The sequence below is a fragment of the Streptomyces spongiicola genome, from assembly GCF_003122365.1.
Lineage (GTDB): Bacteria > Actinomycetota > Actinomycetes > Streptomycetales > Streptomycetaceae > Streptomyces > Streptomyces spongiicola.
On the sequence record NZ_CP029254.1, the window covers coordinates 2536130 to 2547500 of the forward strand.

The following is an 11371-nucleotide window of genomic DNA, read 5'->3' on the forward strand; positions in this document are numbered from 1 at the left end:
CTGCCCGCGCGAGCGTACGAGCCGGCCGGGAGGTTCAGCCCGCGCGTTCGCGGCGGCGCCTGGCCAGCTCGTCGCCCGGGTCGTGGCCGATCAGCGTCTCACCGGTGTCGATGCGCTCCCCGTGCAGTTGCGAGAGCGCCGCCTCGACGTCCCGCCACACCACGCCGACGGCGATCCCGAACACGCCCTGCCCGCCCTGGAGGAGGTCCACGACCTCGTCGGGCGACGAGCACTCGTACACGGTCGCGCCGTCGCTCATCAGGGTCATCCGCTCGAGGTCCGCGAAGCCCCGGGCGCGCAGGTGCCGCACCGCCGCCCGGATGTTCTGGAGGGCGACCCCCGTGTCCAGGAACCGCTTGACGATCTTGAGGACGACGACGTCCCGAAAGCTGTAGAGCCGCTGGGAGCCCGATCCGTGGGCGGGCCGCACACTGGGTTCGACCAGACCGGTCCGCGCCCAGTAGTCGAGCTGCCGGTAGGTGATACCCGCGGCCGCGCACGCGGTCGGCCCCCGGTAGCCCACGGTCTCGACTGCCGCGTCGGCTTGCGCACCGTCGTGAAGCGAATACGTCAGGCCCTCCGCGGAACCGCGCCCGTGGGAACCCGCCGCCGTACCGTCGCCGCTGCTTCTCACGCCGACCTCCGTCCTTGACCTGCCTTCTCGACGGTAGGGAGTCGTCCGGGGCGCGTCAACGATCGCCACACTCGGCACGCCGAGTGATAATCACCCTGAGAGTGGTTTCGCGTGCCCCTTTTCGGGGAAAACGTGGCCGAATGCCTCACGGAGCACCACCTCGGCCGGGCCCACCGTCGCGACCGGCGGGCATCGCACGTTGGAACGGATCGCGGTACCGGCCCGCGGATCACCCGCCGCCCGCGGATCACTGGTTGCTGGAGCCGAAGTCCTCCGGCGAGATCTGGTCGAGGAACTCGCGGAACTTCTCGACCTCGTCCTCCTGCTCGTCGGGAATCGCGATGCCGGCGTCGTCCAGCACACCGTCGCTGCCGTAGATCGGCGTACCGGTGCGCAGCGCCAGCGCTATGGCGTCGGACGGCCTGGCGCTGACCTCCACGCCGCTGGCGAAGACCAGCTCCGCATAGAAAACGCCCTCCCGCAGGTCGGTGATCCGCACCTCGGTGAGTTCCTGCCCGACGGCCTCCAGCACGTCCTTGAACAGGTCGTGGGTGAGCGGCCTGGCCGGCGCCATCCCCTGCTGCGCGAAGGCGATCGCGGTCGCCTCACCCGGTCCGATCCAGATGGGGAGATACCGATCGCCTCCCACTTCCCGCAGGAGCACGATCGGCTGGTTGGAGGGCATTTCCACCCGGACACCCACAACGTCGAGCTCGTTCACACAGCAACCCTAGGACGTGCCCGGCAGGTTTGGGTAGTCGGGTTCGGCCGAGACCGGCCGGAGCCCGCCCCTCCCTCAGGGGAGACGTACCCCCAGCGCCGTCTGCACCAGCGCCGAGTGCAGCCTGACCGAGAGTGCCGCCAGCTCCCTCGCGGTCGCCTCGGCATGCGCTCTGGTCTGCGGGTTGCGGTGCCGGCGCAGTGGTGCGACCACTTGTTCGACCAGACCCGCGTCGCGGTCGGCGGCGGCCTTCATCGCCCGCAGATGCCTCGGCTCCAGACCGAACCTGCCCAGGTCGGCGATCAGCCTGGCCACCGCCACGGACCCGGCTTCGTAGGAGGAGTCCGCCGAAGGGGTGATCAGGCCGTAGGCCTCCCACTCGCCGAGCTCCTCCTCGGTCGCTTCGGCGGCCGCGAGCAGCTCCGCCCGCCCGACACGCACCGCCGTGGGCCCCTCGGGCAGGCACTCGCCCGCCCCGCCGGAGGATCCCGCCGGTCCGCCCTGGGACGGGAACGGGGGCCGTTCGCCGCGCGCCAGGGCTTCGAGGTGCTCGCGGATGACCTTCAGCGGCAGGTAGTGGTCCCGCTGCATGCGCAGGACCCGCGCGAGCCGCTCGACGTCCCCGGGGCTGAACTTGCGGTAGCCGGACGGCGTGCGCCGCGGCTCGACGAGACCCTCGGCCTCCAGGAACCGGATCTTGGAGATGGTGACCTCGGGAAACTCTTCACGCAGCTGGTTCAGCACCGAGCCGATGCTGACCAGCCGGTCGCCGCCGGCGGTGCCGTGGCCGGCACCGCCCGCCGGAGTTCGCCGCATGGACGCCCCTGAGTCAGATGCCCCGCTGGTTCGCGTAGAAGACCAGCCGGTACTTGCCGATCTGAACTTCGTCACCGCTCGCCACGACGACCGAGTCGATCGGCTCGCGGTTGACGTATGTGCCGTTGAGGCTGCCGACGTCCGTGACGGTGAAGGTGCCGTCGGCCGCCCTGCGGAACTCCACATGACGGCGCGAGACGGTGAAGTCGTCGAGGAAGATGTCGCTCTGGGGGTGGCGGCCCGCCGTCGTCAGTTCGCTGTCGAGGAGGAAGCGGCTGCCGGCGTTGGGCCCGCGCCGCACCACGAGCAGGGCCGAGCCGAGCGGGAGGGCCTCGACCGCCGCCTGGGCCTCCGGCGACAGCGAGGGGAGGGGTGTCTGCCCCGTGGCCTCCGCCTCGTATGCCTCGATACCCGAGATGGAGATCGTCGAGGTCGTCTCCGAGGCACGTTCCGCCGGAACTCCGGACCGCAGCGGCGCGCCGCAGTTGGAGCAGAAGCGGCTGGTCTCTGCGTTGCGGTTGCCGCATCGCGCACACACCGGCATGGACGGGTCCTCCTGCCGCGGCTGCCCCGCGGGGGCATGGGATGCATACGGGTCGGGCGCAAACCCTCCACCCGTACTTGAGGTTGACGGTTCCCCGAAACCTATGCGGCCGGGACCGGCAGGGTCAACAGCAGACGCGCCCTGACCGCCCGGAATGTCACCACCGGCGATCTCGTCCCGGAACAGCGGGCGCTCGCCGCTCTGCTCCGCCTCCTGGCCGTGGCGCGGTACGCGATGACGGGCGGTGCCGCCCTCCTCGCGTGCGCTCTTGCCGAACAACTTCCCAAACAACTTCACGGGCGATTCCCCTTGACCGAAACAGACCCGCCCGTGGGGCAGGAACCCTGAATGAAAAAACCCGCCGACCCGGACGTCCTCACAACGTCCGTACCCTCCGGACAGTTTCCACCACGTAGCACTCTTACGATGCGCCGACCCCCCGCAACCCCTTGTCCATCTCCGGCTTCCCCGACACGGCCGCGGCTCACCGGGAGGACGACCGAGCGTAGTCAGGCCGCTCAAGCGGTCGCAAGGCATCCACGACGATCTTCTCCGCACGGGTCACGGTGACGGTGGCCTGCTCCTTCTCCAGGGTCTGCACCACCCCACCGGGAATGTTCAGCGCGGGCTCGAGGTCCTGGGACCTGCCGATGACCTTGAACCGGTACGGGGCGCCGATCCTCCTCCCGTCCACCCGGATCGAGCCGGCGTCGTCGGAGAAGTAGGAGTCCGCGACGACCCTCACTCCGTTGACCTGGATCGCCTCGGCCCCCGCGGCACGGAGTTCCTGGATCGCGTCGAGCAGCATGTCCGACTCGACCGCCCCGGCCCCGTCGCTGATGCTCAGCGTGATGCCCGGGCCCTGTGCCGCCACGGTACCGGCGAGGATGCCCAGCTGCCGCTCCTTCTCCTGCGTCTGCCTGCGCGCCTCTTCGGCCTGGTCCGAGCTGGTCTCCAGCTCGGTCCGCTGCTCCTCGAGCCGCTGCTTCTCGTCTTCCAGACGCTTGGTGCGGTCATCCAGTTCGTCGAGGATCCGCACGAGATCCTCCTGGCGCGCGCCGCGCAGGGCGCTGCTGCCGCTCGTCGACTGGACCTGGATCGCCAGACCGAGACCCAGTACGAACAGCAGCAGGGCAACGACGAGTTGGGCGCGGGAGAAGCGGGGCGGCCACAACCCGGCCACCAGCCGCTGCCGGCCCGTCAGCTGCGGCTTGCCGCCGGGCGGCACCACCGGAGGCTCCCCCTGGGCGGGGACGACCGCGCCGCGGCCGTCCCCGCCCTTCGGCTCACTCGCCGCCTCGGGCCCTTCAGCGCCCTCAGCCCCTTCAGTTCCTTCCCGTCCCTCGGTTGCCGGGGAAGCGGTCCGAGCACCGCCCTCCCCGGCTCCGGCGGGCGTCGCCGCGACCCGGGCGGGAAGCCGGCCCTTCCCGGTGGGCAGGGCTGCGGACCCGGCGGCGTGCGCCGCGTGCGGCGGCCCCTCCGGTTGCCGTGGTGCCGTCTCGTCGGGCGTCGGGTCGTCAGCGGCCCCCGGCGCCCCGTCCCGGGAGCCGGACGAGTCCCGCTGGGTCCTGTCGTTGTCGCTCATCGGCCTCACGCCCGGAACACATGGCGGCGGATCGCGGCCGCGTTGGAGAAGATCCGGATGCCCAGGACGACCACCACGCCCGTGGACAGCTGCGCCCCGACGCCCAGCTTGTCGCCGAGGAAGACGATCAGAGCGGCGACGACGACGTTCGACAGGAACGAGACCACGAAGACCTTGTCGACGAAGATCCCGTCGAGCATGGCCCGCAGGCCGCCGAACACCGCGTCGAGGGCCGCGACGACGGCGATCGGGAGGTAGGGCTCGACCACTGCCGGCACCTCGGGGCGGAGCAGCAGTCCCGCCACCACTCCCAAGACCAGGCCCAGTACGGCGATCACGATGTGCCCTTCCCTGTATCTGCCGTGCCCTGTCCGGTTCCACCGGGGGTGCTCGGCTGCGCGGTACGTACGATCAGGCTCGGCGCGGCCGGCAGACGCACCTGCTCCTGTGCGGAGATGCGGCTCCGGATACCGAAGTTCTCCCGGAGCGCGTGGAGGTACTGGCCGTCCGCGCTGTCCTGGAAGGCGGTGCTCAGCTTCTGGCCGTCCCCCACGGCGAGCACCGTGTACGGCGGCACCAGCGGCTTGTTGTCGACGAGTATGGCGTCACCGGCGGCCCTGATCGCGGACAGGGCCGTCAGCCGCTGCCCGTTGATCGCGACGGCCTCCGCGCCGGACTCCCAGAGTCCGTTGACGACGCGCTGCATGTCCCGGTCGCGGACCCGGCCGGTGTCGGAGAAGCCGCCGCTCTCCCGAGGGCCGCCGCCGTCCGCCTCGCTGCCCTTGGCGTCGTCGACGACGAGCTTGATCCCCCGCCCGGTCACCTCCGTCGCGCCGGAGAGCAGGGCCACGAGGGATCCCAGGTCCCCTCCCTGGTGCTGGAGCGCCCTGCGCTGCCGCTCACCGACCTCCTCGCGGAGCCGGTCGACGTTCTGCTCCAGTTCGTCGGCGGCCGCGGTCTCGGCCTCGATACGGTCGATGAGTTCTTCACGTTCCTTCGCCACGACGGGTGCCGATATCCGCGCCTGAGCCGCTCCGAGCGTGACCACCAGGGCAGCCAGCACCAGCCCGGCCGCCAGCCACAGCTTGGCCCTCAGGGTCTGGGGCAGCGCCCCGCCCTCCGCCTTCCTGCGGGCAGCCGCCTCCGCGTAACCGTCGTCGAGACTGTGGTCCATGACGTTGTTCAGCAGCGACATGGACGCGTCGGGACGCGGCGGCGAGACGGCGCTCGGATCGGGGGGCTGCTGCGGCATGCCGCACATCGTCGCACGTCGTGACCGCTACCGCCGAATGGGCCCGTGGTTGCGCCGGGAAGCCGAGCCTACCGCTTCCCGGCGCACCGCGGTCCGTCCACCGGCGTCCTCACTGCCCGGCGGCGTCACCTGCGCCTTCCACGACCGCGGACCACTCGCCCAGCAGCGCCCGGGCCGACGCGTCGTCGGGGCCCTCGGCCCACAGATGGGTGACGGCCTCGGACGGGTCGGGCAGCACCAGCACCCAGCGCCCGTCCGCCTCCACCACGCGGACACCGTCGGTGGTGTCCACGGAGCGGTCGCCGGCGGCCTCGACGACCCTGCGCATCACGAGGCCCTTGACCGCCCACGGCGTCGCGATGTCCTTGCGGAGCACATGGGCCCGCGGAATGCGGGCGTCGATCTGACTCAGTGTGAGCTGGGTGCGCGCCACCAGGCCGAGCAGCCGGACGAACGCGGCCGGTCCGTCGAAGACGCTGCTGAACTCCGGGATGATGAAGCCGCCTCGGCCGTCGCCGCCGAAGACGGTCGACTCCTCGCGGCAGACCCGGGTGAGATCGTCGGGGGACGTGGTCGTCCACTCCACCTGGGTGCCGTGGTAGGCGGCGACCTGCTCGGCGATGCGGGTCGTCGTCACCGGCAGCGCCACCCTGCCGCTGCGGCGTTCCGCGGCCACGAGGTCCAGCATGACCAGAAGCGCCCGGTCGTCCTCCACGATCCGGCCGCGCTCGTCGACGAACGACAGCCGCTCGCCGACGGGGTCGAAGCGCACGCCGAAGGCGGCACGCGCGGACGCCGCGATCTCACCGAGCCGCACCAGTCCCTGACGGCGCTGCTCGAGCGTCTCGGTCGGCCGCGACTCGTCGAGCCCGGGGTTGATCGTCAGCGTGTCCACGCCGAGCCTGCCGAGCAGGCTCGGCAGCACGAGGCCGGCGCTGCCGTTCGACGCGTCGATGACGACCTTGAGCCCGGCCTCCGCGATCCCGGTGGTGTCGACGTCGCGCAGCAGCGAGCCCGTGTACGAGTCGTAGATGCTCGCCGGGAAGAAGAGGTCTCCGACTTCTCCCGGGAAGGCACGCCGGTACTCCTGCCGCGCGTACACGCGGTCGAGCTTCCGCTGGCCGCCCTGCGACAGGTCGGCGCCGCGTTCGTCGAAGAACATGATGTCGACCGAGTCCGGGACACCGGGGGAGGTCCGGATCATGATGCCGCCGGCGCTGCCGCGGGCCGTCTGCTGCCGGGCGACCGGCAGCGGCACGTTCTCCAGGTCCCGCACGTCGATGGCACTGGCCTGGAGTGCGGAGATCACCGCCCGTTTCAGGGCGCGCGCACCCCGGGAGTGGTCACGGGCCGTGGTGACGGTCGCTCCCTTCTTGAGGGTCGTGGCGTAGGCCCCAGCGAGCCTCACGGCCAGTTCCGGCGTGATCTCGACGTTGAGGATTCCCGATACCCCGCGGGCCCCGAACAGATGCGCCTGACCGCGCGACTCCCAGATCACCGAGGTGTTGACGAAGGCCCCGGCCTCGATCGTCTTGAACGGATAGATCCGCACGTTGCCCTGGACGATGGACTCCTCGCCGATGAGGCACTCGTCGCCGACGACCGCGCCGTCCTCGATCCGCACGGCGCGCATGATGTCGGTGTTCTTGCCGACGACGCAGCCGCGCAGATTGCTGTGCGGCCCGACGTACACGTTGTCGTGGACGACGGCCCGGTGCAGGAACGCTCCTGACTTCACGACCACGTTGGACCCGACCACGGTGTGCTCACGGATCTCCGCGCCCGCTTCGACCTTGGCGTAGTCACCGACGTAGAGGGGGCCCCGCAGCACGGCGTCCGGATGGACCTCCGCGCCCTCGGCGACCCAGACACCGGGCGAGATCTCGAAGCCGTCGACCTCCACGTCGACCTTGCCCTCGAGAACGTCGGCCTGAGCCTTCACATAGCTCTCGTGTGTGCCGACGTCCTCCCAGTAGCCTTCGGCGATATAGCCGTAGATCGGCTTGCCTTCCTTCATCAGCTGCGGGAAGACGTCACCGGACCAGTCGACGGGGACATCGGGTTCGACGTAGTCGAAGACCTCGGGCTCCATCACGTAGATGCCGGTGTTCACGGTGTCCGAGAAGACCTGACCCCAGGTGGGTTTCTCCAGGAACCGCTCGACCTTTCCCTGTTCGTCCACGATCGTGATGCCGAATTCGAGGGGATTCGGCACCCGGGTCAGGCACACCGTGACGAGTGCGCCCTTCTCCTTGTGGAACCTGACGAGATCGGACAGGTCGAAGTCGGTGAGCGCGTCTCCGGAAATGACGAGAAACGCGTCGTCCTTCAGCGCCTCTTCCGCGTTCTTCACACTGCCGGCGGTACCGAGAGGCTTCTCCTCGTGCGCATAGGTGAGTTCCATCCCGAGTTCCTCCCCGTCGCCGAAGTAGTTCTTGACGAGGGAGGCGAGGAACTGGACGGTCACGACCGTCTCAGTGAGCCCGTGCCGCTTGAGCAGGCGCAGCACATGCTCCATGATCGGCCTGTTGACCACCGGCAGCAGTGGCTTGGGCATGCTCGAGGTCATGGGGCGAAGTCGTGTTCCTTCGCCACCAGCCATCACGACGGCCTTCATGTCGGAAGCGTCCTCCTTGAAGAGACGACGGTCCAGCCGACTTCACCCGTCCGGGCAGGCCCCTCTCCAGTTCTCATGCGGACCGGTGGGACCCTGCACGGCTCCGTGCGTACGGCTCAATCGGCCACGGCGTCGGCCTTGACGAGTCGGCGGACCTGGACCACATAGAGGATCCCTGCCCACCAGTACAGAGTTGTACCCCATCCTGCGAACGCCCATCCGAAAACTTCGGCGAGTGACGCGAGCCACCCGTCTCCGTCGCTGAGCAGCAGGAGCGGGAACGCATACATCAAGTTGAAGGTAGCCGCCTTGCCGAGAAAGTTCACCTGGGGAGGCGGATAGCCGTGCCGGCGCAGGATTCCCACCATCACGAGCAGTATCAGATCCCGCGCCAGAAGAGCCACGGTCAACCAGAGAGGCAGGATGCCCCTCCAGGTCAGACCCACGATGGTGGAAAGGATGTAGAGGCGGTCCGCCGCGGGATCGAGGATCCGGCCGAGGCTGCTGATCTGGTTCCATCGACGGGCGAGCTTCCCGTCCAGATAGTCGCTGATGCCGCTCAGTGCGAGCACGAGAAGCGCCCAGCCGTCCGCTCTCGGTCCGCCGAACTCGGGCAGGAGGATCAGCCACAGGAACAGCGGGACTCCGAGCAGGCGGGCCATGCTGAGGATGTTGGGGATGGTGAGTACTCGGTCGGTCTGAACACGGGTCTCCTGGACCTCCACCCGGGAGCCTCCTGCCGAACGAACCAACGATACCCCCTGACCTTACCTTCAGCGGGAAGAGCCGTGTACGCAGGGGTAACAGTCGATCATGTCCGGCAGACCGTCCGGAACGCGGAAAAGCCCCGGGCCGTAAGGCCCGGGGCTTCCCCTCAACAATCGTTCGGCAGTGTCCTACTCTCCCACAGGGTCCCCCCTGCAGTACCATCGGCGCTGAAAGGCTTAGCTTCCGGGTTCGAAATGTAACCGGGCGTTTCCCTAACGCTATGACCACCGAAACTCTATGAAAACATCGAACCAGCCGACCAGCACCCCACCACCGGCGGTATACGGTCTCGGCATGTTCGTTACTTCAGAACTAACACAGTGGACGCGAGCAACTGAGGACAAGCCCTCGGCCTATTAGTACCGGTCAACTCCACCAGTCACCTGGCTTCCATATCCGGCCTATCAACCCAGTCGTCTACTGGGAGCCTTACCCCATCAAGTGGGTGGGAGCCCTCATCTCGAAGCAGGCTTCCCGCTTAGATGCTTTCAGCGGTTATCCCTCCCGAACGTAGCCAACCAGCCATGCCCTTGGCAGGACAACTGGCACACCAGAGGTTCGTCCGTCCCGGTCCTCTCGTACTAGGGACAGCCCTTCTCAAGACTCCTACGCGCACAGCGGATAGGGACCGAACTGTCTCACGACGTTCTAAACCCAGCTCGCGTACCGCTTTAATGGGCGAACAGCCCAACCCTTGGGACCGACTCCAGCCCCAGGATGCGACGAGCCGACATCGAGGTGCCAAACCATCCCGTCGATATGGACTCTTGGGGAAGATCAGCCTGTTATCCCCGGGGTACCTTTTATCCGTTGAGCGACGGCGCTTCCACAAGCCACCGCCGGATCACTAGTCCCGACTTTCGTCCCTGCTCGACCCGTCGGTCTCACAGTCAAGCTCCCTTGTGCACTTACACTCAACACCTGATTACCAACCAGGCTGAGGGAACCTTTGGGCGCCTCCGTTACCCTTTAGGAGGCAACCGCCCCAGTTAAACTACCCATCAGACACTGTCCCTGATCCGGATCACGGACCCAGGTTAGACATCCAGCACGACCAGAGTGGTATTTCAACGACGACTCCACCTGAACTGGCGTCCAAGCATCACAGTCTCCCACCTATCCTACACAAGCCGAACCGAACACCAATATCAAACTGTAGTAAAGGTCCCGGGGTCTTTCCGTCCTGCTGCGCGAAACGAGCATCTTTACTCGTAGTGCAATTTCACCGGGCCTATGGTTGAGACAGTCGAGAAGTCGTTACGCCATTCGTGCAGGTCGGAACTTACCCGACAAGGAATTTCGCTACCTTAGGATGGTTATAGTTACCACCGCCGTTTACTGGCGCTTAAGTTCTCAGCTTCGCCCCACCGAAATGGAGCTAACCGGTCCCCTTAACGTTCCAGCACCGGGCAGGCGTCAGTCCGTATACATCGCCTTACGGCTTCGCACGGACCTGTGTTTTTAGTAAACAGTCGCTTCTCGCTGGTCTCTGCGGCCACCCCCAGCTCACCGAGTAAATCGGATCACCAGGCGTGGCCCCCCTTCTCCCGAAGTTACGGGGGCATTTTGCCGAGTTCCTTAACCATAGTTCACCCGAACGCCTCGGTATTCTCTACCTGACCACCTGAGTCGGTTTAGGGTACGGGCCGCCATGAAACTCGCTAGAGGCTTTTCTCGACAGCATAGGATCATCCACTTCACCACAATCGGCTCGGCATCAGGTCTCACCCACATGAGAGACGGATTTACCTATCTCTCGGGCTACACCCTTACCCCGGGACAACCACCGCCCGGGCTGGACTACCTTCCTGCGTCACCCCATCGCTTACCTACTACCACCTCGGGTCAGCGGCTCCACCACTCCGACCTCGTCCGAAGACTCAGCCGACGGCTTCACGGCCTTAGCATAAATGGGCTCGATACTGGGCGTTTCAAAGCGGGTACCGGAATATCAACCGGTTGTCCATCGACTACGCCTGTCGGCCTCGCCTTAGGTCCCGACTTACCCTGGGCAGATCAGCTTGACCCAGGAACCCTTAGTCAATCGGCGCACACGTTTCCCACGTGTGTATCGCTACTCATGCCTGCATTCTCACTCGTGAACCGTCCACAACTCGCTTCCACGGCTGCTTCACCCGGCACACGACGCTCCCCTACCCATCACGATCCCCGTTGGGGGCACATATCGCAATGACACGACTTCGGCGGTACGCTTGAGCCCCGCTACATTGTCGGCGCGGAATCACTTGACCAGTGAGCTATTACGCACTCTTTCAAGGATGGCTGCTTCTAAGCCAACCTCCTGGTTGTCTCTGCGACTCCACATCCTTTCCCACTTAGCGTACGCTTAGGGGCCTTAGTCGATGCTCTGGGCTGTTTCCCTCTCGACCATGGAGCTTATCCCCCACAGTCTCACTGCCGCGCTCTCACTTAC

The 11371-nt window shown here is 67.1% G+C and carries 9 protein-coding genes and 2 rRNA genes (1 of these 11 only partly in view); all 11 read right to left on the reverse strand.

Annotation, left to right across the window (positions count from 1 at the left end; all coding sequences use genetic code 11):
- Positions 1-34: 34 nt before the first annotated feature.
- On the reverse strand, positions 35-634 hold the full coding sequence (locus DDQ41_RS10985; RefSeq protein ID WP_109294338.1) for a MerR family transcriptional regulator: 600 nt from the start codon (positions 632-634) through the stop codon (positions 35-37).
- A gap of 247 nt (positions 635-881) precedes the next feature.
- On the reverse strand, positions 882-1355 hold the full coding sequence (locus DDQ41_RS10990; protein ID WP_109294339.1) for a bifunctional nuclease family protein: 474 nt from the start codon (positions 1353-1355) through the stop codon (positions 882-884).
- Positions 1356-1430: 75 nt separating this feature from the next.
- A complete protein-coding gene (gene ftsR, locus DDQ41_RS10995; RefSeq protein WP_109294340.1) occupies positions 1431-2171 on the reverse strand; it encodes a transcriptional regulator FtsR in 741 nt (246 codons plus the stop codon).
- A 13-nt stretch (positions 2172-2184) separates the two neighbouring features.
- Positions 2185-3117: a zinc-ribbon and FHA domain-containing protein gene (locus DDQ41_RS11000; protein WP_262508658.1), complete on the reverse strand. Its 933-nt coding sequence runs from the start codon at positions 3115-3117 to the stop codon at positions 2185-2187.
- Positions 3118-3199: 82 nt separating this feature from the next.
- Positions 3200-3946: a DUF881 domain-containing protein gene (locus DDQ41_RS11005; RefSeq protein WP_109294342.1), complete on the reverse strand. Its 747-nt coding sequence runs from the start codon at positions 3944-3946 to the stop codon at positions 3200-3202.
- 359 nt (positions 3947-4305) lie between these two features.
- A complete protein-coding gene (locus tag DDQ41_RS11010) occupies positions 4306-4638 on the reverse strand; it encodes a small basic family protein (protein ID WP_017948521.1) in 333 nt (110 codons plus the stop codon).
- On the reverse strand, positions 4635-5552 hold the full coding sequence (locus DDQ41_RS11015; protein WP_109297667.1) for a DUF881 domain-containing protein: 918 nt from the start codon (positions 5550-5552) through the stop codon (positions 4635-4637). The genes DDQ41_RS11010 and DDQ41_RS11015 overlap by 4 nt, the downstream gene beginning before the upstream one ends.
- 109 nt (positions 5553-5661) lie before the next feature.
- Positions 5662-8169, reverse strand: coding sequence for a mannose-1-phosphate guanyltransferase (locus tag DDQ41_RS11020; protein ID WP_109294343.1), 2508 nt, complete (start codon positions 8167-8169; stop codon positions 5662-5664).
- A gap of 116 nt (positions 8170-8285) precedes the next feature.
- Entirely contained in the window at positions 8286-8894 is a 609-nt protein-coding gene (locus DDQ41_RS11025; protein ID WP_109294344.1) for a CDP-alcohol phosphatidyltransferase family protein, read from the reverse strand.
- Between the two features lie 158 nt (positions 8895-9052).
- Positions 9053-9169, reverse strand: a 5S ribosomal RNA gene (rrf, locus tag DDQ41_RS11030).
- Positions 9170-9273: 104 nt separating this feature from the next.
- Positions 9274-11371: ribosomal RNA gene (locus DDQ41_RS11035) — 23S ribosomal RNA — on the reverse strand (it continues 1022 nt past the right edge of the window).